This window comes from Streptomyces saintjeani (genome assembly GCF_055409605.1).
In genome coordinates, this window is the sequence record NZ_CP189624.1 from 6,223,193 (window position 1) to 6,244,313 (window position 21,121).

Here is a 21,121-nt window from a genome sequence, read left to right on the forward strand (position 1 = left end):
ATGACCACCCAGCTCGTCCCCACCGACGCGGGCGACGCCCGTATCACCTGGCACCCGGCGCAGCACCCCCGCCTCGTCCTCGCCGTGAGCCACGGCGCCGGCGGCGGCATCGAGGCCCGCGACCTCCAGGCACTGGCCGCCGTACTCCCCGCCCACGGTGTGACCGTCGCCCTCGTCGAGCAGCCCTGGCGGGTCGCCGGCAAGAAGGTCGCCCCCGCGCCGAAGACGCTGGACGCCGGGTGGTCCGGCGTCTGGGGTGCCGTGGCCGCCGGGAACCTCCCCGTGATCGCCGGTGGCCGCTCCGCCGGCGCCCGCGTCGCCTGCCGTACGGCGAAGGACCTGGGCGCCGTGGCCGTCCTCGCGCTCAGCTTCCCCCTCCACCCGCCCGGCAGGCCGGAGAGGTCCCGCGCCGGGGAGCTGCTCGGCGCGGGCGTGCCGACGCTCGTCGTCCAGGGCGGGAACGACCCCTTCGGGAAGCCGGCGGAGTTCCCGGCGGGGGCGTTCGGGATGGTGGAGGTTCCGTACGGGGATCACGGGTTCGCCGTGCCGAAGCGGAGCGGGGTCACGCCGGAGGAGACCGTGACGGTCATCACGGACGGCGTCGTCCGGTGGATCGGGGCGCTCGGGAATGGTGAGTCCCGTACGACTGTTGAGGCAGACACAGGACGTTGAGAAGGCCGTAAGAGAGGGAGTCCGCCGCATGGGTTCGACCATCTGCCCGAACCGCTCCAGCCGTGCCGACCTGGACTGGACGGTGCTGCATGCGGCGAGGACCGCCCAGATTCCGGGGGCGGGAGGAGCGGGTCGTCGTCTATCCTCCGATTCTGGTGGCACCGGTCTCGGTGCTGCCTGGAATCTTGAGGAGGTGGGTCCGGTCACCGGTACCGACGCAGGGACCGAACACGGCCAGGCGGAGCAGCCCGAGGGCCGGGGCGTGAACGAGTCGACCGCGGAGCGCAGCGCGCGCTTCGAGCGGGACGCGCTCGAATTCCTCGACCAGATGTACTCCGCCGCGCTGCGGATGACCCGCAACCCGGCGGACGCGGAAGACCTCGTGCAGGAGATGTACGCCAAGGCGTACGCGTCCTTCCACCAGTTCCGCGAGGGCACGAACCTGAAGGCGTGGCTGTACCGGATCCTCACGAACACGTTCATCAACTCGTACCGCAAGAAGCAGCGCGAACCCCAGCGCTCCGCGGCCGAGGAGATCGAGGACTGGCAGCTCGCGCGCGCCGAGTCGCACATGTCGACCGGGCTGCGCTCCGCCGAGTCGCAGGCCCTCGACCACCTGCCCGACTCGGACGTGAAGGAAGCGCTCCAGGCGATTCCCGAGGAGTTCCGGATCGCCGTGTATCTCGCGGACGTCGAGGGCTTTGCCTACAAGGAGATCGCCGACATCATGGGGACACCCATCGGTACGGTGATGTCCCGGCTGCACCGGGGCCGGCGTCAACTGCGCGGCATGCTGGAGGACTACGCGCGTGAGCGCGGACTCGTCCCGGCCGGCGCGGGGGAGTCGAACGAAGCGAAAGGCTCGGGTTCATGAGCTGCGGAGACGCCCACGAGACGGACTGCTCCGAGGTTCTCGATCATCTCTACGAGTACCTCGACAGCGAGATGCCTCTCGGGGACCGGGACAAGTTCCAGGTCCACTTCGACGAGTGCTCGCCGTGTCTGGAGAAGTACGGGCTCGAACAGGCCGTGAAGAAGCTGGTCAAGCGCTGCTGCGGCCAGGACGACGTGCCGGCCGACCTCCGGGCGAAGGTCATGGGCCGGATCGACCTGATCCGGTCGGGGCAGGTCGTGCCCGACCATGACGTCACGGCCGCACCTCAGGAGACCTGAGAAAACACTCGGGAGACCTGAGAGGACACCATTCACTCGAATGGGGTACTACCTCTGGTTACCCCTTCCGCCTCGTCCGCCCGTCCCTAGGCTTCCCGTCCGTGGAGGCTATTGCGGGGCGGGCGCGGGTGTTTGTCGGGGCGGTCGTTCTGGTAGCCGGCGCGGTGTGTGTGCCCTCGCCCAGTAGGACGCCCTGGATCGCCGTCGGGTTGCTCGCGGTGGTGCACGGAATCGGGGAGCGGGTCGTCAAAGGGGCTTTCCACCCCGTGCTCCTGGCCGCCGTGTTCCTGCTGCCCCCTCCCGCCGCCGCCCTCGTGCCCCTGCCCGGCGCCCTGTGCGCGTCCGCCGGCTGGGTGCGCCGCGTCTGGCGGGGAGCCTCCGGGGCCGTCACTGTCTGGGCCGCGGGGTGGGTGCACTGGCGGCTCGGGGGGCGGGACGCCGTGGTCGCGCCGGAGTTCCCGTACGCCCTGGTGCCTGCCGCCGCCGCTGTGCTCGTCTACTGCCTCGTACTGACCGTCCTCGACAGCGCAGTGCGCGTTCTCGCCGGGGAGCCCGTGCGGCGGCCCGCGATCTGCCGGGCCCTGGCCCCTCTCGCCGTGCACGGGCTCGCCGGGCTGATGATGGCCGTGCTGTGGCGCAGCCCCTACGGGCCGGTCGCCGCGCTGCTCGTGCTGCTGCCGATGTGCGTGGCCTGGTGGGTGTTCGCCCAGGTGCACCGGGAACGCGCCGCCCACAGCGCGACCATCCGCGCGCTGGTGCAGGCCGTCGACATCAAGGACGAGTACACGCGCGGGCACAGCGAACGCGTCGGGCAGGCGTCCGTGATGATCGCCCGGGAGCTGGGCATGGACGAGGAGCGCGTCGAGCTGATCCGGTTCGCCGGAATCCTGCACGACGTGGGCAAACTCGGCGTCCCCACCCGGCTGCTCCGCAAGGACGGGCCCCTCACCCCCGAGGAGCGGCGCGTCATCGAGCTGCACCCCGAGTACGGGCACGAGATCACCCGGGGGATCGCGTTCCTCGGCGAGGCACGCTCCGCGATCCTCCACCACCACGAGCGGTTCGACGGGGGCGGCTACCCGTACGGCCTCGCCGGGTACGGCATCCCCGAACCCGCCCGCATCGTCGCCGTCGCGGACGCCTTCGACGCGATGACCTCGACCCGGTCGTACAGCAGGGCACGCCCGGTGCCGGTCGCGCTGGAGGAGCTGCGGCGGTGCGCGGGGGCGCAGTTCGACCCGCGGATGGTGGAGGCGCTGGGGAGGGCGCTGGAGCGGTGGGGGTGGCATCCGGTGGTGACGGCGGAGGAACCGGTGTGCACGGCGTCCCCGGCCACGGACGTCGCACACAAAGCGGTCCGACCGTGAGGCCCCGGCCCCTCCTGCACGCCTTCGCCGCCCTCGCCGTGGCCGCCTCCCTCGCCCTCACCTGCGCCGAGGGCCTCAAGGACGCCCCCACGGTCCTCGCCTTCGCCGCCCTGATCGCCCTCGGTGAAGCCCTCCGCTGGAGCGGGCCCGGCGTCAGGGACATGGCCCCCCTCGGCGCCGCCGCCGCTCTCGCGTACGCGCTCCTCGGGGACGACGCCGGCGCCCCCACCGGGCACGGCGCGGCGCAGGTCGTCGCCGTGGTCGCCGTCGCCTCGCTCATCGGGAACGTGCCGCACATCGCGCGCGGGCGCGGCAGCGTCGCCGACCACCTCGTACGCCGCCTCCTGTCCGTGGGGTTCGCGGCGCTGTGCTTCCAGCCCCTGTTCAACCGGGGTGTCCTCGCGGACGGTCCCGGGTACGCCGTCCTCCTGCTGGCGCTGCTCGTGCTGACGGCCCTGTGCGACGCGGTCGTCGCGGCGGCCCTCGCGCACGCGCGCACGGGATGGCCGTACGGGCCCCTGCTGCGCGACGAGCTGCGCGCGGTGCCCGGCATCGGGTCGGCCGTGTGCGCGACCGGCGCGGTGACCGCGCTCGCGGTGGCCGTCGTCGGACTGTGGGCGCTGCCCCTGTTCTGTGTGCCGCCGCTGCTGGCGCAGGTCGCGCTGCGCCGGTACGCGGCCGTACGGGCCACCTACCGGCAGACCATCGCGTCCCTCGCGCGGGCCACCGAGATCGCCGGGTACACGCCCACGGGGCACGCGCACCGCGTCGCCGCGCTCTGCCAGGCCGTCGGCCGGGAACTGGGGCTCACGGAGGCCGAGTCGACCGTCCTGGAGTACGCCGCGCTGATGCACGACATCGGCCAGCTCAGCCTCGTCGACCCCGTCCCCGAGGGCGCGACCAGCGGCCTGCCGCCCGAGGAACAGCGCCGGATCGCGCTGCTCGGCGGGGCCGTCGTACGGCAGACCGGCGCGGGCGCGCAGGTCGCCGCCGTCGTGGAGCGGCAGGCCGACCCGGGCACCGACCAGCCCCGGGCCGCGCGGATCGTGCGGGTGGTCAACGCGTACGAGGAGAAGGCGCGCGCCTCGGGGCCGCTCAGCGCGCTGGAGGAGCTGCGGCTCGGGACGGGCGACCGGTACGCGCCCGAGGTCGTCGCGGCGCTCGCGCGGGTGCTGTCCGGCGATCGGGGCGGGCTGTCATACCCCGGCCGCCCCTGGGTAACCCATGGGTAGGGAGCGCCCTTCCGGTCGTACGTGGTTTGATGCGATGAGCAGAGGGTGTCAGGGGAACTGGCGGGTGGTGATGTGAGGATCTTCGGCAAGGGACGGCACCGGCCCTCCGCCTCCTGGCGGCAGGCCACCGATCGCGCGTTCACACTGATCGGCGACGGGCGGTACGAGGACGCGGGAGCGCTCCTGACCCGCGCGGCCGATCTGGAACCGTGGCTGTCGGAGTCCTGGTTCAACCTGGCCCTCCTGCACAAGTTCCGGCACGACTGGGAGCAGGCGCGGGCCGCGGGCCTGCGCGCCGTCGCCCTCCTCGACCGGGACGCGGGCGCCCCCGACTGGTGGAACGTCGGCATCGCCGCGACCGCCCTCCAGGACTGGCCGCTGGCCCGCCGCGCCTGGGAGGCGTACGGACTGGACGTGCCCGGCGGCTCCGGCTCCCTGGCCGAGCCCGTCGGCATGGACCTCGGCAGCGCCGCCGTACGGCTCTCCCCCGAGGGCGAGGCCGAGGTGGTGTGGGGACGGCGGCTCGACCCCGCGCGCGTCGAGGTGCTCTCGATCCCGCTGCCCTCCTCCGGGCGGCGCTGGGGCGAGGTCGTCCTGCACGACGGGGTGCCGCACGGCGAGCGCACCACCTCCGCCGGGCACTCCTACCCGGTCTTCGACGAGATCGAGCTGTGGGCGCCGTCACCGGTGCCGACCTGGGTGGTGCTCCTGGAGGCGGCGACCGAGGCCGACCGGGACGCCCTCGAACAGCTCGCCGCCGACGCCGGGTTCGCCGCCGAGGACTGGTCGTCGTCCGTGCGGCTGCTGTGCCGGACGTGCTCCGAGTCGCGGATGCCGTCCGACGAGGGCGACGGGGAGCACCTCGACCCCCACGACCACAGCGAACCGGGCCAGCCGGGGCCGCTCGGCCACCGCACCGACGGCCAGCTGTGGGTGCCGGAGCGCGAGTGCGGGGTGGCCGCGCCGGCTTCGCTGGTGGCGGGGCTGCTGGAGGGATGGGTCGCGGACAGCCCGGACACACGGGACTATCGGGACGTCGAAGAGGTCTGCTGAACCGTTACGGCGCCGGATCTCCGGGGTGCGTCCCTTTAGGCTGTACCCGCAGATTTTTCTTCAGGTTGCAGGAAGGCTTACGTCGTCATGGCGCAGCAGGACACCGATCAGCAGCACGCGGGCGTGCTCCCCGTGGACGACGAGGGCTTCGTCATCGACACCGAGGACAACGAGGCGCGTGAGGCGGCCTACCGCGAGCGCGGGACCTCGCTGCCCATCACCGTCGTCGGCAACCCGGTGCTCCACAAGGAGTGCGAGGACGTCACCGAGTTCGACGAGTCCCTGCTGAAGCTGGTCGACGACATGTTCGCCTCGCAGCGCACCGCCGAGGGTGTGGGTCTGGCCGCGAACCAGGTCGGGGTCGACCTGAAGGTGTTCGTCTACGACTGCCCGGACGACGACGGGGTCCGCCACACCGGCGTCGTCTGCAACCCGAAGCTCGTCGAACTCCCCGCCGACAAGCGGCGCCTGGACGACGGCAACGAGGGCTGCCTGTCCGTGCCGACCGCGTACGCGGAACTCGCCCGCCCCGACTATGCCGAGGTCACCGGCCAGGACGAGCGCGGCAACCCGATCAAGGTGCGCGGCACCGGCTTCTTCGCACGGTGTTTGCAGCACGAGACCGACCACCTGTACGGCTACCTCTACATCGACCGCCTCTCCAAGCGGGACCGCAAGGAGGCGCTCAGGCAGATGGCCGAGAACGAGCCCCGCTACCCCGTGGTCGCCAACGACTGACACCCCGCGCGTACACGCGGACGACGCCCGGCCCGGAACCCCTCCGGCCGGGCGCCGCTCGTATGTCCCTCGCACGTCCGATCGCGTAAGCGCACCTTTTGATCCATAACCAGTCAGCCAGGGGTGGAATCTCATCATTCCGGGGTGGTGAAAGAAGCAAATCCGTTCCCAGAACGGTCAGTTGTGGTGCTGAATGGGAAGAGCGGGGATACGCAACGGCGCACGCCCGGCACAGCGGGAGGGGTGTGTGCGACAGGCGGCCGAGAGGGGTTGTTCGTGCCAGCTTTCCCACACAGCACCACATACAGCAGGACCGGTGCCGCACAGGGTGCCGCAAACCGCGAGCCGGGTACCGGCCCGGCGCCCGCGGTTCCGCCGTCGCTCAGTCTGCCGGTCGTCGAGGCGGAGTTTCCCCGGCTGAGGCATCCGTATTGGCCGCGGCTCCAGCGGAACACCCGGCGCTGGCTGCTGGAAAAGCGGCTCATGCCGCCGGACAAGGTCGCGGAATATGCCGATGGCCTGTGCTACACGGATCTGATGGCGTGCTACTACCTCGGCGCCCCCGACGCGGTCCTCCAGGCCGTCGCCGACTACAGCGCCTGGTTCTTCGTCTGGGACGACCGCCACGACCGTGACATCGTGCACGGCCGCACCGCGTCCTGGCGCCGCCTCAAGTCCCTGCTCCATCAGGCCCTCGACGCCCCGGGGGCGCACCTGCACCACCAGGACCCGCTGGTCGCGGGCCTCGCCGACAGCGTCCTGAGGCTCTACGGCTTCCTCCCCGAGAGCTGGAACGCGCGCTTCGCCCGGCACTTCCACCAGGTGATCGACGCCTACGACCGGGAGTTCCGCAACCGCGTCGAGGCGCGCGTCCCGCCGGTCGAGGAATATCTCGCCCTCAGGCGCCTCACCTTCGCCCACTGGATATGGACGGATCTCCTGGAACCCGCCGCCGGAACACAACTCCCGGACGCCGTACGGAAACACCCGGCATTCCGGCGGGCCGCACTTCTCAGCCAGGAGTTCGCCGCCTGGTACAACGACCTCTGCTCGCTGCCGAAGGAAATAGCGGGCGACGAGGTCCACAATCTCGGCATCAGCCTCATCGTCCACGAAAGGCTGACCCTGGAGGAATCCGTCGAGGAACTCAGGCGGCGGATTCTGGAATGCATCGCCGATTTCCTCGCCGCCGAACGGGAGACGCGCCGGTACGCGGACGGTATCGGCGACAAGGAAATCCGCGACGCCGTGCTCGCCTGCCTCGCGAACATGCGGAACTGGTTCGGTTCCGTCTACTGGTTCCACCACGAGTCCGGCCGCTACATGGTCGACAGCTGGGACGACCGGTCCACACCCCCTTATGTCGACAACGCGCCGTCGGGAGAGAAATAGATGACCCTCGAATCGGTACGGCCGGCCCCCGTGGAGGCACCCCTCGCGGGTGGCGGGCTCCCCCTCCTCGGCCACGGCTGGAAACTGGCCAGCTCACCTCTCGCGTTCTTCTCCCAGCTGCGCGACCACGGGGACGTCGTCCGGCTGAAGCTCGGGCCGAAGACGGTGTACGCGGTCACCTCGCCCGAGCTGATCGGCGAGGTCGCCCTCAGCCCCGACTACATCATCGCCGGGCCCCTGTGGGAGTCGCTGGAGAGCCTCCTGGGCAAGCAGGGGGTCGCCACCGCCAACGGGCCCCTGCACCGGCGCCAGCGGCGCACCATACAGCCCGCGTTCCGGCTCGACGCGATACCCGGGTACGGGCCCGTCATGGAGGAGGAGGCGCGGGCCCTCGTCGAGCGGTGGCGCGGCGCGGACAGCCTCGACGTCACCGCCGAGTCGTTCCGGGTCGCGACGAGGATCGCCGCGCGCTGCCTCATGCGCGGGAGCTACATGGACGAGCGGGCCGACCGTATCTGCGCGGACCTCGCGAGCCTCTTCCGCGGTATGTACCAGCGGATGGTGGTCCCCCTCGGACCGCTTTATCGCGTGCCGCTTCCGGCCAACCGCGAATTCAACCGGGCGCTGGCCGATTTGCACCTCCTCGTCGACGAGATCGTCGCCGACCGACGGGCCTCGGGGCAAAAGCCCGACGATTTGCTGACGGCTTTGCTGGAGGCGGTCGACGAGAATGGCGAACCCATCTCGGAACAGGAGATCCACGACCAGGTCATCGCGATACTCACCCCGGGGAGCGAAACCGTCGGGTCCATGATCATGTCGCTGCTCCTGGTGCTCACCGAGTACCCCGAACACGCCGACAAGATCCGGGCCGAGGTGAAAAACGTGGCGGGCGACCGGCCCGTGGGATTCGACGACGTCCGCAGTCTGCCGTACACCGGGAATGTCGTCGTCGAGACCCTGCGCCTCTATCCGGCGGTATGGATTCTGACCCGCCGGGCGGTGGCCGCCACCACTCTGGGCGGATACGACATTCCCGCCGGCGCCGACATCGTCTACAGCCCCTACGCGGTCCAGCGCGACCCCCGCTCCTACCACCGCGCCGAACTCTTCTCCCCCGACCGCTGGCTCCCCGGTGGCTCGGAGGAAGTCCCCAAACACGCGATGAGCCCCTTCAGCGTCGGCAACCGCAAGTGCCCCAGCGACCACTTCTCCATGGCGGAGATGACCCTCCTCACCGCCGCGATGGCCACGGCGTTCCGCTTCGAGGAGACCCCGGGCTCGGACTCCCGGCACCGGATCGGCATCACCCTGCGCCCGAGGGACCTGCGGCTGCGGCCGATCGCCCGCTGAACACGACGGCCCGGCACTCGGGGGAGTGCCGGGCCGTGGGTGACGGGACGCGCCGGGTCAGAAGTCCTCGTCCAGGTCGACCGTGCCTTCCACGGCGACCTGATACGCCGACGGGCGGCGCTCGAAGAAGTTCGTCAGCTCCTGGACGCCCTGGAGCTCCATGAAGGAGAAGGGGTTCTCGGAGCCGTAGACCGGGGCGAAGCCGAGACGGGCCAGGCGCTGGTCCGCGACGCACTCCAGGTACTGGCGCATCGACTCGGTGTTCATGCCGGGCAGACCGTCACCGCACAGGTCGCGGGCGAACTGGAGCTCCGCCTCGACGGCCTCCTTCAGCATGTCGGTGACCTGCTGCTGGAGCGCGTCGTCGAAGAGCTCCGGCTCCTCCTTGCGGACGGTGTCGACGACCTCGAACGCGAACGACATGTGCATCGTCTCGTCGCGGAACACCCAGTTGGTGCCGGTCGCCAGGCCGTGCAGGAGACCCCGGCTGCGGAACCAGTAGACGTACGCGAAGGCGCCGTAGAAGAACAGGCCCTCGATGCACGCGGCGAAGCAGATCAGGTTCAGCAGGAAGCGGCGGCGGTCGGCCTGGGTCTGGAGGCTGTCCAGCTTCTCGACCTCGTTGATCCACTTGAAGCAGAACTCGGCCTTCTCGCGGATCGAGGGGATGTTCTCGACGGCCGCGAAGGCCGCGTTGCGGTCCTCCGGATCGGGCAGGTAGGTGTCGAGCAGCGTCAGGTAGAACTGGACGTGCACGGCCTCCTCGAAGAGCTGGCGGCTCAGGTACAGCCGCGCCTCCGGGGAGTTGATGTGCTTGTACAGCGTCAGCACGAGGTTGTTCGCGACGATCGAGTCACCCGTCGCGAAGAACGCCACGAGCCGCCCGATGAGGTGCTGCTCCTCGGGGGACAGCTTCGCGAGGTCCGAGACGTCCGAGTGGAGGTCGACCTCCTCGACGGTCCAGGTGTTCTTGATCGCGTCCCGGTAGCGCTCGTAGAAGTCCGGGTAGCGCATCGGGCGAAGCGTCAGCTCGAAGCCCGGGTCGAGCAGGTTCTTGGTGGCTTCGGTGGTCATTACTGGCAGGCCTCGCAGGACTCGGGGTTTTCGAGGGAGCAGGCGACCGCGTCGGGGTCGGGGGTGGCCTGCACCGGGACAGCTGCCTGGGCCGCGCGCGCGATCCGCGTCGCCGGGCGCGAGCGCAGGTAGTACGTCGTCTTCAGCCCGGACTTCCAGGCGTACGCGTACATCGAGGAGAGCTTGCCGATCGTCGGCGTCTCCAGGAACAGGTTCAGGGACTGCGCCTGGTCCAGGTACGGCGTACGGGCCGCAGCCATGTCGATCAGACCGCGCTGCGGGATCTCCCACGCCGTGCGGTACAGCGCGCGGACGTCCGCCGGGATCCAGCCGAAGTCCTGCACCGAGCCGTTGGCCTCGCGCAGCGCCTCACGGGTACGGGCGTCCCACACGCCGAGGTCCTTCAGGTCCTGCACCAGGTACGAGTTGACCTGGAGGAACTCCCCGGACAGCGTCTCGCGCTTGAACAGGTTGGACACCTGCGGCTCGATGCACTCGTACACACCGGCGATGGACGCGATGGTCGCGGTCGGCGCGATCGCCAGCAGCAGTGAGTTGCGCAGGCCGGTCGACGCGATCCGCTCGCGCAGCGCCGCCCAGCGCTCCGGCCAGGTGAACTCGACGCCGAAGTGGTCGGGGTGCAGCACGCCACGGGCCGTACGGGTCTTCTCCCAGGCGGGGAGCGGACCGGACCGCTCGGCGAGGGTCGCGGACGCCTCGTACGCGGCGAGCATGATGCGCTCGGCGATCCGCGTCGACAGCTCCTTCGCCTCGGGCGAGTCGAACGGGATGCGCAGCTTGAAGAAGACGTCCTGGAGGCCCATCGCGCCCAGGCCCACCGGCCGCCACCGGGAGTTGGAGCGGCCCGCCTGCTCGGTCGGGTAGAAGTTGATGTCCACGACCCGGTCGAGGAACGTCACGGCCGTACGGACGGTCTCGTCCAGCCGCTCCCAGTCGATGTCGCCGCCGGTGACGAACGCGCCCAGGTTCACCGAACCCAGGTTGCAGACGGCCGTCTCCCCGTCGTCCGTGACCTCCAGGATCTCCGTGCAGAGGTTGGAGGAGTGGACCACGTGGCCCGGCTCGGCGGTCTGGTTCGCCGTACGGTTCGCGGCGTCCTTGAACGTCATCCAGCCGTTGCCGGTCTGCGCGAGCGTGCGCATCATCCGGCCGTACAGGTCCCGCGCGGGGATCGTCTTCTTGGCGAGCCCCTCGGCTTCGGCCTTCCGGTACGCCGCGTCGAACTCGTCGCCCCACAGGTCGACCAGTTCCGGCACGTCCGAGGGCGAGAACAGCGACCACTCCTGGTCGGCGTTCACGCGGCGCATGAACTCGTCCGGGATCCAGTGCGCGAGGTTCAGGTTGTGCGTACGGCGGGCGTCCTCGCCCGTGTTGTCCCGCAGCTCCAGGAACTCCTCGATGTCGGAGTGCCAGGTCTCCAGGTACACCGCCGCCGCGCCCTTGCGCCGCCCGCCCTGGTTCACGGCCGCGACACTCGCGTCCAGCGTCTTCAGGAACGGCACGATGCCGTTGGAGTGCCCGTTCGTGCCCCGGATCAGCGAACCCCGGCTGCGGATACGGGAGTACGACAGGCCGATGCCGCCGGCGTGCTTCGACAGGCGGGCGACCTGGTGGTAGCGGTCGTAGATGGAGTCCAGCTCGTCCTTGGGGGAGTCCAGGAGGTAGCAGGACGACATCTGCGGGTGCCGGGTGCCGGAGTTGAACAGCGTGGGGGAGGACGGGAGGTAGTCCAGGCGGCTCATCAGGCCGTACAGGGCGGCGACCTCGTCCAGGGCTCGTACGGTGTCGTCCTCGGCGAGCCCGGAGGCCACGCGCAGCAGGAAGTGCTGGGGCGTCTCGATCACCTTGCGGGTGATCGGGTGCCGCAGCAGGTACCGGCTGTGCAGGGTGCGCAGGCCGAAGTAGCCGAAGCGGTCGTCGGCCACCGGGTCGATCAGGCCGTCCAGGTAGGTGGCGTGCAGCCGCGCGAACTCCGCCGTGCGGTCCGCGATCAGGCCCTCGCGGTGGCCCACGGAGACCGACTCCGTGAACGTCGTCACACTCTGCGAGGCGGCCTCCGCGCGGATGCTGATCGTCAGCAGGCGCGCGGCGAGACGCGAGTACGCCGGGTCCTCCGAGATCAGGCCCGCGGCGGCCTCCGTCGCCAGCTCCCGCAGCTCGGCCTCGTCCGCCCGCGCGGAACGGCCCCGCAGCGCCGCGGCGGCGACCCGGCCGGGGTCCGCGTCGGGGAGGTCGGCGGTCAGCTCCGTCAGGGTCCGCAGCAGCGCGGTACCGGGACCGTCGGTTCCGGTCTCGACCGCCTGGACCTCTGAAACGGGTTCGGCTGGCGCGATGGTCACGTGAGGCTCTCCCTCGCTCGGCAAGGGGCCTTCGCGGGAGGGCATGGGGCAGCACGGACGCACGACACGTACGCGTACCCGGCCCACTCCGCGAGGCCCGGACGTCAGGGCACGCCGGGCCGTCCCTGAGCACGGCTGGCGCTTGCTGCCGACAGGTCCTCGGACTGACTCCTGGGCGCGTATGCGCACAAGTACACCGTTGCGGGACAGTTCCGGATTCCCACCGGATTCCCCTGCGGCGACAGCGAGCATGAGCATACATCTAGTGCCGGCCTGTCAGGTCACCCCCAGATGTTGTGTCGCGTCGGCTTCGGAGCGTCAACTGTTGGGTGGGAAGTGTGAACTCGGGAGTGTCGGGACGAAAGGCCGCGAGCCGCCGTGGGGCTTGCTGTCCGGGGGCGGCTGCGGGTCCGCCGTGGCTGGTCGCGCAGTTCCCCGCGCCCCTGGAAAAGATGCGCCGCGCGCACTTTTCGTCGGCGCGGCGGCAGCCGCGTACAGAGACAGCAGCGCGCCCCTGAAAGCGCGCGGCAGCGCGTCTTTCAGGGGCGCGGGGAACTGCGCGAGCGACCACGACGGTGCCGCAGCCGCCCGACGGCAGGGAGCGCCGAGCTAGTGGGCCGCTCCCGACGTCGCCGGGGGAAGTTCCGTCTGGACCCCCGGGTCGCCCGCGTCCGCCGTGTAGTCCGACGGACTCGTCTCGTCCACCCCGTCCGGCGCCTTCGCCGCGCGCAGGACGAACGTCAGGACCACCGTCACCGCCACGTTCAGGACGAACGCCGTGAGGCCGATGTAGCCGATCTCACCGATGCCCGGGATCTCCTTCGAGCTGCCGCCGAAGTGCTTCTGCGTGGGGGAGGCGACGCCGTACGCGGCGATCGTGCCGTAGATCATGCCCACGGCCCAGCCGCCCAGCAGGGCCCAGCGGTGGAACCAGCGGGTGAAGAGGCCGCCGACCAGGGCCGGGAAGGTCTGGAGGATCCAGATGCCGCCAAGGAGCTGGAAGTTGATCGCGGTGGTCTTGTCCATCGTCAGGACGAAGATCAGGGCGCCGACCTTCACCAGGAGCGAGACCAGCTTGGAGATCTTCGTCTCCTGCTCCGGCGTGGCGTCCGGCTTGAGGAAGTCCTTGTAGATGTTCCGCGTGAAGAGGTTGGCCGCCGCGATGGACATGATCGCCGCCGGTACCAGCGCGCCGATGCCGATCGCCGCGAACGCCACGCCCGCGAACCAGTCGGGGAACATGTCCTCGAAGAGCTGGGGGATGGCCAGCTGACTGTTGCCGTGGGTGTCGACGTTCGCCGCGATGGCCATGAAGCCGAGGAGGGCGAGCAGGCCGAGCATGAGGGAATACAGCGGCAGGATCGTCGTGTTGCGGCGGATGACGTTGCGACTCCGGGACGACAGCGTCGCCGTGATCGAGTGGGGGTACATGAACAGCGCCAGCGCGGAGCCCAGCGCGAGGGTGGCGTACGTCCATTGCCCCGCCTCGGCCGGGACGAGGCCCCCCTGTTTCGCGGCGGTGTACTTCTCGCTCGCCGAGGCGAAGATGTCGTCGAACCCGCCGAGCTTGATCGGGATGTAGATGATCGCCACCGTGATCACGATGTAGATCAGCGTGTCCTTGACGAACGCGATCAGCGCCGGCGCCCGCAGCCCCGAGGAGTACGTGTACGCGGCCAGCACGCCGAAGGCGATCAGCAGCGGCAGGTCCTTGACGAACCAGTTCGTGTCCTCGCCGCCCCCGACGCCCATCACGTCCAGCACCGCCTGGATGCCGACGAGCTGGAGCGCGATGTACGGCATCGTCGCGAGGATGCCGGTCACCGCGACCGCGAGGGACAGCCCCTTGGACCCGAACCGCCCGCGCACGAAGTCGGACGTGGTGACGTACCCGTGCTTGTGCGAGACGGACCACAGCCGGGGCAGGAACGTGAAGATCAGGGGGTAGATGAGGACCGTGTACGGCACGGCGAAGAACCCGGCCGCGCCGGCCGCGTACACGGCTGCCGGAACCGCGACGAACGTGTACGCCGTGTACAGGTCCCCGCCGAGCAGGAACCACGTCACCCAGGTCCCGAACGACCGCCCGCCGAGCCCCCATTCGTCGAGGGAGTCGGTCTCGGCCCGGCGCCAGCGCGCCGCGAGGAACCCCATGACGGTGACCGCGAGGAAGAAGAAGATGAAGACGCCGAGCGCGACGCCGTTCACGCCGTCGTTCACTTCGACGCACCCCCCTTGCGGGCGCGCTGGTCACGCTGCCACAGCTTGTACGCGGTCATGGTCAGCGCGGTCGAGATGAGGACCCACAGCATCTGGTACCAGTAGAAGAACGGGATGCCGATGAACCGCGGGTTCACATCGGCATACGACCCGACCCACAGCAGCGCCACGAAGGGCGCGAACAGACAGAGGGCGATGACGACGCGCACCGGCGTCACCACCGCTTCCTCTGCCCTCGGTGGGGTCTCTGACATCGGCGGCTCCGTCCCCTCGCTGGGATCACCAGTGATCACCACTGCAATGCGCAGGCAATCTAAGTGACGGATAAGCGCAGCGGAAGCCCTGCTGACGGATCGTCCTGAAGCTGTGTTGCTCCGTCGCTAGTCGACAGGCCGCTTGAGCCGTGCCACGAACTTGTACCGGTCCCCCCGCCACACCGACCGCACCCACTCCACGGGCTCCCCCCGCAGGTCCAGGGAGTGCCGGGACAGCATGAGCATCGGCAGCCCCACGTCCGTCCCGAGGAGCCCCGCCTCGCGCGGCGTCGCGAGCGCCGTCTCGATGGTCTCCTCGGCCTCGGCGAGCCGGACGTCGTACACCTCGGCGAGGGCGGTGTACAGGGACGTGTACTTGACGAGGGACCGGCGCAGGGCCGGGAAGCGCTTGGCGCTGAGGTGCGCCGTCTCTATGGCCATCGGCTCCCCGTTGGCCATCCGCAGCCGCTCGATGCGCAGGACCCGGCCCCCGGACGTGATGTCGAGCAGCTCGGCGAGCCGGTCGTCGGCGGTGACGTACCCGATGTCGATGAGCTGCGAGGTCGGCTCCAGCCCCTGCGCATGCATGTCCTCGGTGTACGAGGTCAGTTGGAGCGCCTGGGACACCTTCGGCTTCGCGACGAACGTGCCCTTGCCCTGGATGCGTTCGAGCCGGCCCTCGACGACGAGTTCCTGGAGGGCCTGGCGGACGGTCGTCCGGGACGTGTCGAACTCGGCCGCGAGCGTGCGTTCCGGCGGGACGGCCGTACCGGGTGCCTGCGTCTGGGTGATGTCCAGCAGATGCTTCTTCAGACGGTAGTACTTGGGCACACGCGCGGTACGGACGGTCGCTCCACCCTCGTTCTCCGCACTGCTGACGTCGGTGCTCATGGCCTGCCTTCCCGGCTCGCACGGGCCGACCTCCCGTCGGCCGCGGCTCACATCGTGGCACGGGATCGTGTGTACGGGTGCCCGTACGGCCAGGTCGGTTCCGGTCGCGGCCGGTAAGAACTCCCTGCGTACGGCGTCCCGGCCCTTGACACGACCCTTGGTCCGGTCCAAGCTCGCGATGCTGGTCTACACCATTCGGAGGGTGGCCTTGGCGGAGACGACTGTGACCCGGGACGCCCTCGCCGTCCTCCAGCCCGGCTTCACCGGGACGACCGCCCCCGACTGGCTGCTGCGCCGCCTCGACGAGGGCCTCGCCGCCGTCGGCCTCTTCGCCCGCAACATCGCCGGTCCCCGGCAACTCGCCGACCTCACGGCCGAGTTGCGCAAGGTCCGGCCCGATGTGGTGATCGCCCTCGACGAGGAGGGGGGTGACGTCACCCGCCTCGAAGCGCGCCGGGGGTCCTCCTTCCCCGGCAGCCTCGCGCTCGGCGTCGTCGACGACACCGGCCTCACGCACTCCGTCGCCGCCGAGCTGGGGCGCCGGCTCGCCGAGTGCGGGGTCACCCTCGACTGGGCGCCCTCCGCGGACGTCAACACCGACCCCGGCAACCCCGTCATCGGCGTACGCTCCTTCGGCGCCGACCCGGCGCTGGTCGCGCGGCACACCGCCGCGTACGTCGCCGGGCTCCAGTCCGCCGGGGTCGCCGCCTGCGCCAAGCACTTCCCGGGGCACGGGGACACGTCCGTCGACTCCCACGAGTCGCTGCCGCGCATCGACGTGCCGTACGGGACGCTGGCCGCCCGCGACCTGCCGCCCTTCCGCGCGGCCGTCTCCGCCGGGGTCCGCGCGATCATGACCGCCCACATCCTCACACCCGCCCTCGACCCCACCCGCCCCGCGACCCTCTCCCGCCGCACCCTCGACCTCCTGCGCCACGACCTCGGCTACGACGGGCTGATCATCACCGACGGCATGGAGATGCGGGCGGTGGCCGACACGTACGGCGTCGAACGGGGCGCCGTCCTCGCGATCGACGCGGGCGCGGACGCGATCTGCGTGGGCGGGGGCCTGTCGGACGGCGAGACGGTGATCCGCCTGCGGGACGCCCTGGTGACCGCGGTCCGCACGGGCGACCTCGCGGAGGAACGCCTCGCGGAGGCGGCGGGGCGGGTACGGGCGCTGGCGCAGTGGACGACGACGGCTACGCGGGCGGCGAGCTTGGGGACTGGCGTCGCTGCGAACTCGGGGGCTGGTCTGGGCGCGGGTCTGGGTGTGGGTGCGGGCTCGGGTGCGGGTCTGGGTGCAGGTCCGGGCGCGAGCCTGAGCGCCGGTCCTGCCGCGAGCCCGGGTATCGGTCTGGAGGCGGCTCGAAGAGCGCTCCGGGTGACGTCCCCGGAGAACCTCCCCCTGACGGCGCCCCCTTACGTCGCCGCCTTCACCCCGCTGGCGAACATGGCGGTGGGCGACGAGACCCCGTGGGGCCTGGCGCCTGCCCTGGCCGAGCTCCTCCCCGGCACCGGCACCGGCACGTTCACGGGCCCTGAGGCGGGCCGCGAGGCCCTGTCGGCAGCGGTCGGCCGCCGGATCGTCGCCGTCGTCCGCGACGAACACCGCCACCCCTGGATGTCCACGGCCCTCACCACCCTCCTCGACGCCCGCCCCGACACGATCATCGTGGAAATGGGCGTCCCCCACGCCGCCCCCCGAGGCGCGGCCCACATCGCGACCCACGGCGCGGCGAGGGTGTGCGGCTGGGCCGCGGCGGAGGTGATCGCGGGGGTGCGGGGGGTTTGAGAGGGCGGCGGGGTGGCTGAAGGCCGAGGGCGTACCCGCCGGCCCCGGGGAGGGCTGATGCGTGGTGAACCCGGCCTCGGCTTCCTGCCCCGGCCGGCTCCCGCCTGTTCCGGGCTCTCGCCGGTCCCCTCAGATCCCCTCAGATCCCCTGCCACTCCGGCTTGTTGTCGTACGTGTGCCGGAAGTAGTCCGCCAGCTTCAGCTTCGACGCCGCCGCCTCGTCCGCGACGATCGTCGCGTGGGGGTGGAGCTGGAGCGCCGAGGCGGGGCAGATCGCTGCCACCGGGCCCTCCACCGTCGCCGCCACCGCGTCCGCCTTGCCCTCGCCCGTGGCCAGGAGGACCAGGTGGCGGGCCTCCAGGATCGTGCCGATGCCCTGGGTGATGACGTGGTGGGGTACCTGGGCGATGTCGTCGTCGAAGAAGCGGGCGTTGTCGACGCGGGTCTGCTGCGTGAGGGTCTTGATGCGGGTGCGGGAGGAGAGGGAGGAGCAGGGCTCGTTGAAGCCGATGTGGCCGTCCGTGCCGATGCCGAGGAGCTGGAGGTCCACACCGCCGGCCTCCGCGAGCGCGCGGTCGTACGTCGCGCAGGCCGCCTGGATGTCGTCAGCGGCGCCGTCGGGGCCGAGGAAGGCGGACATCGGGATGCCGAGCGGCGTGAGGACCTCGCGGCGCAGGACCGAGCGGTAGGACTCGGGGTGCTCGGCGGGCAGCCCCACGTACTCGTCGAGCTGCGCTATCCGTACGGCGGAGACGTCCGTCCCGCCCGCGCGGACCCGCGCCGCGAGCGCCTGGTAGACCGGCAGCGGAGTGGACCCCGTGGCCACCCCGAGCAGGGCGTCGGGCTTACGGCCCACCAGCCGCGCAATGGCCTCGGCGACGAGCTCCCCGCCGGCGGCGGCGTCCGGGACGATCACAACTTCCACGCTGGCCTGCCGTTCTGAGGACGATCCGAAAAGGACATGTGGTTTAGACCACTCTAATCTAGTCGACCCGGTCCGGCCCCGGGGGTGTCGTCCGCCTGTCCGTCCGCTGAACATCCGCCGGAATCCGCTCCGGGACCGCCGAAATTGCCCCGCCGATCAGTCCCCCCACGGGAACCCGCACAGGCTAGGCTGCGTTGGAACGTGCAGAGCGTTCGACGCAGTACGGCTTCCGCTCTCCCCGCACAGGAGGGCGGACCGAGGACCCGGTGCTCTCTGCCCTGACTGCTCCGGTTCCTCACCTTTCGGCCGATCGGGACCGCACACCCCGTGGCCGGGATTGCTCCGGGCTGCGGTGCCGCGAGGGTTGAGGGTCCCTCCAGGCGCCGCGGCCCGCGGGTGTTTCCGGGGGCATACTCCGGGGCGCTCCCCGGGTATGCCGTGACGATGGGATTCAGCACATCGTACGAACGTCATATTTCGGCCAGCGACAAACCGGCGGGTACGCTCGCCCATGTGCCCTCCATGAACGAACTCGTACGCCAGCACACAGCCCTGGACGACTCCGACCTGGAGTGGCTGCACCTGCTGGTCTCGGAGTGGCAGCTGCTCTCCGACCTCTCCTTCGCCGACCTGGTGCTGTGGGTCCCGACGAGCGACGGCACGCGGTACGTCTCGGTGGCGCAGATGCGCCCCAACACGGGCCCCACCTCCTATCAGGACGACATGGTCGGCCACCTGGTTCCCCGCGGCCGGCGCCCGCTGCTCGACGTCGCCCTCGACGAGGGCCGTATCGTCCGCGAGGGCGACCCGGAGTGGCGCGAGGAGGTCCCCGTACGGGTCGAGTCGATCCCCGTACGGCGTGAGGGCCGCGTCCTCGGTGTCATCGCGCGCAACACGAACCTGCTGACCGTCCGCACCCCGAGCCGCCTGGAGCTGACCTACCTCCAGAGCGCCTCCGACCTCGCGCAGATGATCGCGGCGGGCGCGTTCCCGTTCGCCGGCCAGCAGATGGACATGGACGCCGCGCCCCGCGCCGGCGACGGCCTGATCCGCCTCGACGCGGACGGCATCGTCCAGTACGCCTCGCCGAACGCCCTCTCCGCGTACCACCGCATGGGCCTCGCCTCCGACCTCGTGGGCCACAACCTCGGGCTGACGACGGCCGAACTCGCGCCCACGCGCGGCCCGGTGGACGAGGCGCTCGCCAAGGTCGCGAGCGGGTGGGCGCCCCGCGAGTTCGAGGTCGAGGCGAACGACGGGGTGATCCAGTTCCGCGCGATCCCCCTCAAACCCAAGGGCACGCGCATCGGTTCACTGGTCCTGCTCCGGGACGTCACCGAACTGCGCCGCCGCGAGCGGGAGTTGATCACGAAGGACGCGACCATCCGGGAGATCCACCACCGGGTGAAGAACAACCTCCAGACGGTCGCCGCCCTGCTCAGGCTCCAGGCCCGCCGGATCGAGTCCGAGCGGGGGCGCGAGGCGCTGGAGGAGGCGGTGCGGCGGGTCGGGTCGATCGCCATCGTCCACGAGACGCTGTCTCAGAACCTGGACGAGCGCGTGGAGTTCGACGAGATCGCCGACCGGGTGCTCGCGATGGTCGCCGAGATCTCGCCGGGCAAGGTGACCGGGCGGCGCACCGGGCGGTTCGGGATTCTCGACGCCGAGGTGGCCACCCCGCTGTCGATGGTCCTCACCGAGATCCTCCAGAACGCGCTGGAGCACGGCTTCCGCGAGGGGGAGACCGGGACCGTCGAGGTGACGGCCGTGCGCGGCGGCACGACGAAGGACGCGCGGCTGCTCGTCACCGTCCAGGACGACGGGGTGGGGCTGCCCGAGGGGTTCGACCCGCAGGTCTCCGGCAATCTGGGGCTCCAGATCGTGCGGACCCTGGTGGAGGGGGAGTTGGGGGGCAGCTTCGACATGGTGCCGGGGCCCGAGGGGGGTACGCGGGTGATCCTGGACGTGCCGGTGCGGGCGCAGAAGTGACGGCCGCCGGGCAGCAAAGAGCCCCGGACCATGTGGGCCGGGGCTAGTGCTCCCTGCTGCGGTACTCGTGCATGTGGTGCAAGTCGTACTGAGCGCTTGGGGGTACTGCGCGCTGCGGTTCGGGGGCGGGAGCTGCGTACGTGCCGTACGCGCCGCCAACCTCAGGCTGTTTTCCGCGGGGCGGACGGGTCAGGCGGTGGCCTGACGGGCCCGGTTGCGGGCGGCGCGGCGCTTCATCGCACGACGCTCGTCCTCGCTGAGACCACCCCAGACGCCGGAGTCCTGACCGGACTCGAGCGCCCACTGCAGACACTGGTCCATGACGGGACAGCGCCGGCAGACGGCCTTGGCTTCCTCGATCTGCAGCAGCGCAGGACCGGTGTTGCCGATGGGGAAGAAGAGCTCGGGGTCTTCCTCGCGGCAAACGGCGTTGTGACGCCAGTCCATGGCTGCTACCTCTCCTTGGGTGTTACGTGCAGGTTGCTTGTGAATGTGAACGCTTTCACGAATCCCTCAACAAGGGAAGGGCCACCAGCCAGATACGCCTGGCGCGGTCCTGGTGTCGTGAAGAGGGGTTCCGGTGATCAGTGGATGCCGGTGTTGCGGGCTGTCCCGATCGCCACGTAGAGACTC

The 21,121-nt window shown here is 70.7% G+C and carries 18 protein-coding genes and 1 riboswitch; of the genes, 11 read left to right on the top strand and 7 right to left on the bottom strand.

What is annotated here, in order from left to right; translation table 11 throughout:
- From ACQCO7_RS28530 to ACQCO7_RS28570, 9 genes are all read left to right on the top strand, one after another.
- Entirely contained in the window at window positions 1-672 is a 672-nt protein-coding gene (locus ACQCO7_RS28530; RefSeq protein WP_464074487.1) for an alpha/beta hydrolase family protein, read from the top strand.
- A 193-nt stretch (window positions 673-865) separates the two neighbouring features.
- Window positions 866-1,546, top strand: a complete 681-nt coding sequence (gene sigR / locus ACQCO7_RS28535) for an RNA polymerase sigma factor SigR (RefSeq protein ID WP_010353635.1) — start codon at window positions 866-868, stop codon at window positions 1,544-1,546.
- Window positions 1,543-1,845 carry a mycothiol system anti-sigma-R factor gene (gene rsrA, locus ACQCO7_RS28540; RefSeq protein ID WP_010353634.1) on the top strand — a complete coding sequence of 101 codons (303 nt, stop codon included), beginning with the start codon at window positions 1,543-1,545 and terminating at the stop codon, window positions 1,843-1,845. The genes sigR and rsrA overlap by 4 nt, the downstream gene beginning before the upstream one ends.
- 101 nt (window positions 1,846-1,946) lie before the next feature.
- The gene (locus ACQCO7_RS28545; protein ID WP_464074488.1) at window positions 1,947-3,212 is read left to right on the top strand and encodes an HD-GYP domain-containing protein; all 1,266 of its coding nucleotides are present in this window, start codon (window positions 1,947-1,949) and stop codon (window positions 3,210-3,212) included.
- Complete coding sequence (locus tag ACQCO7_RS28550) at window positions 3,209-4,444, top strand: HD-GYP domain-containing protein (RefSeq protein ID WP_464074489.1); 1,236 nt, start codon at window positions 3,209-3,211, stop codon at window positions 4,442-4,444. The genes ACQCO7_RS28545 and ACQCO7_RS28550 overlap by 4 nt, the downstream gene beginning before the upstream one ends.
- A gap of 72 nt (window positions 4,445-4,516) precedes the next feature.
- Window positions 4,517-5,497 (top strand): tetratricopeptide repeat protein, encoded by a 981-nt coding sequence (locus tag ACQCO7_RS28555; protein ID WP_464077314.1) that lies wholly within the window; start codon window positions 4,517-4,519, stop codon window positions 5,495-5,497.
- A gap of 87 nt (window positions 5,498-5,584) precedes the next feature.
- On the top strand, window positions 5,585-6,235 hold the full coding sequence (gene def / locus ACQCO7_RS28560; protein ID WP_050372380.1) for a peptide deformylase: 651 nt from the start codon (window positions 5,585-5,587) through the stop codon (window positions 6,233-6,235).
- Between the two features lie 276 nt (window positions 6,236-6,511).
- A complete protein-coding gene (locus ACQCO7_RS28565; protein ID WP_464074490.1) occupies window positions 6,512-7,627 on the top strand; it encodes a terpene synthase family protein in 1,116 nt (371 codons plus the stop codon).
- Window positions 7,628-8,980 (top strand): bifunctional albaflavenone monooxygenase/terpene synthase, encoded by a 1,353-nt coding sequence (locus ACQCO7_RS28570; RefSeq protein WP_464074491.1) that lies wholly within the window; start codon window positions 7,628-7,630, stop codon window positions 8,978-8,980.
- Window positions 8,981-9,037: 57 nt separating this feature from the next.
- On the opposite strand, the gene ACQCO7_RS28575 is transcribed toward ACQCO7_RS28570, so the two are convergent.
- From ACQCO7_RS28575 to ACQCO7_RS28595, 5 genes are all read right to left on the bottom strand, one after another.
- Window positions 9,038-10,054, bottom strand: coding sequence for a ribonucleotide-diphosphate reductase subunit beta (locus tag ACQCO7_RS28575; protein WP_464074492.1), 1,017 nt, complete (start codon window positions 10,052-10,054; stop codon window positions 9,038-9,040).
- Window positions 10,054-12,414: a ribonucleoside-diphosphate reductase subunit alpha gene (locus tag ACQCO7_RS28580; protein ID WP_464074493.1), complete on the bottom strand. Its 2,361-nt coding sequence runs from the start codon at window positions 12,412-12,414 to the stop codon at window positions 10,054-10,056. The genes ACQCO7_RS28575 and ACQCO7_RS28580 overlap by 1 nt, the downstream gene beginning before the upstream one ends.
- A gap of 133 nt (window positions 12,415-12,547) precedes the next feature.
- Window positions 12,548-12,672, bottom strand: a riboswitch (cobalamin riboswitch).
- Window positions 12,673-13,023: 351 nt separating this feature from the next.
- Entirely contained in the window at window positions 13,024-14,634 is a 1,611-nt protein-coding gene (gene mctP / locus ACQCO7_RS28585) for a monocarboxylate uptake permease MctP (protein ID WP_464074494.1), read from the bottom strand.
- Complete coding sequence (locus ACQCO7_RS28590; RefSeq protein WP_464074495.1) at window positions 14,631-14,888, bottom strand: DUF3311 domain-containing protein; 258 nt, start codon at window positions 14,886-14,888, stop codon at window positions 14,631-14,633. The genes mctP and ACQCO7_RS28590 overlap by 4 nt, the downstream gene beginning before the upstream one ends.
- A 126-nt stretch (window positions 14,889-15,014) precedes the next feature.
- On the bottom strand, window positions 15,015-15,779 hold the full coding sequence (locus ACQCO7_RS28595; RefSeq protein ID WP_464074496.1) for a GntR family transcriptional regulator: 765 nt from the start codon (window positions 15,777-15,779) through the stop codon (window positions 15,015-15,017).
- Window positions 15,780-15,957: 178 nt separating this feature from the next.
- Between ACQCO7_RS28595 and ACQCO7_RS28600 the strand changes: the two genes are divergently transcribed.
- Complete coding sequence (locus ACQCO7_RS28600) at window positions 15,958-17,574, top strand: glycoside hydrolase family 3 protein (RefSeq protein ID WP_464077315.1); 1,617 nt, start codon at window positions 15,958-15,960, stop codon at window positions 17,572-17,574.
- A 139-nt stretch (window positions 17,575-17,713) separates the two neighbouring features.
- On the opposite strand, the gene nagB is transcribed toward ACQCO7_RS28600, so the two are convergent.
- The gene (nagB, locus tag ACQCO7_RS28605; RefSeq protein ID WP_464074497.1) at window positions 17,714-18,499 is read right to left on the bottom strand and encodes a glucosamine-6-phosphate deaminase; all 786 of its coding nucleotides are present in this window, start codon (window positions 18,497-18,499) and stop codon (window positions 17,714-17,716) included.
- Between the two features lie 522 nt (window positions 18,500-19,021).
- Between nagB and ACQCO7_RS28610 the strand changes: the two genes are divergently transcribed.
- A complete protein-coding gene (locus ACQCO7_RS28610) occupies window positions 19,022-20,488 on the top strand; it encodes a sensor histidine kinase (protein ID WP_010353617.1) in 1,467 nt (488 codons plus the stop codon).
- A gap of 189 nt (window positions 20,489-20,677) precedes the next feature.
- Here ACQCO7_RS28610 and ACQCO7_RS28615 read toward each other — a convergent pair whose 3' ends face one another.
- Window positions 20,678-20,935: a WhiB family transcriptional regulator gene (locus ACQCO7_RS28615; protein ID WP_010353616.1), complete on the bottom strand. Its 258-nt coding sequence runs from the start codon at window positions 20,933-20,935 to the stop codon at window positions 20,678-20,680.
- Window positions 20,936-21,121 lie beyond the last annotated feature (186 nt).

What these genes read in the sequence shown, in the direction of transcription:
- ACQCO7_RS28530 (WP_464074487.1), top strand. Translation starts at nt 1, where the DNA reads ATGACCACCCAGCTCGTCCCCACCGACGCGGGCGACGCCCGTATCACC.
- rsrA (WP_010353634.1), top strand. Translation starts at nt 1,543, where the DNA reads ATGAGCTGCGGAGACGCCCACGAGACGGACTGCTCCGAGGTTCTCGAT.
- def (WP_050372380.1), top strand. Translation starts at nt 5,585, where the DNA reads ATGGCGCAGCAGGACACCGATCAGCAGCACGCGGGCGTGCTCCCCGTG.
- ACQCO7_RS28570 (WP_464074491.1), top strand. Translation starts at nt 7,628, where the DNA reads ATGACCCTCGAATCGGTACGGCCGGCCCCCGTGGAGGCACCCCTCGCG.
- ACQCO7_RS28575 (WP_464074492.1), bottom strand. Translation starts at nt 10,054, where the DNA reads ATGACCACCGAAGCCACCAAGAACCTGCTCGACCCGGGCTTCGAGCTG.
- ACQCO7_RS28590 (WP_464074495.1), bottom strand. Translation starts at nt 14,888, where the DNA reads ATGTCAGAGACCCCACCGAGGGCAGAGGAAGCGGTGGTGACGCCGGTG.
- ACQCO7_RS28595 (WP_464074496.1), bottom strand. Translation starts at nt 15,779, where the DNA reads ATGAGCACCGACGTCAGCAGTGCGGAGAACGAGGGTGGAGCGACCGTC.
- ACQCO7_RS28600 (WP_464077315.1), top strand. Translation starts at nt 15,958, where the DNA reads ATGCTGGTCTACACCATTCGGAGGGTGGCCTTGGCGGAGACGACTGTG.
- ACQCO7_RS28610 (WP_010353617.1), top strand. Translation starts at nt 19,022, where the DNA reads ATGAACGAACTCGTACGCCAGCACACAGCCCTGGACGACTCCGACCTG.
- ACQCO7_RS28615 (WP_010353616.1), bottom strand. Translation starts at nt 20,935, where the DNA reads ATGGACTGGCGTCACAACGCCGTTTGCCGCGAGGAAGACCCCGAGCTC.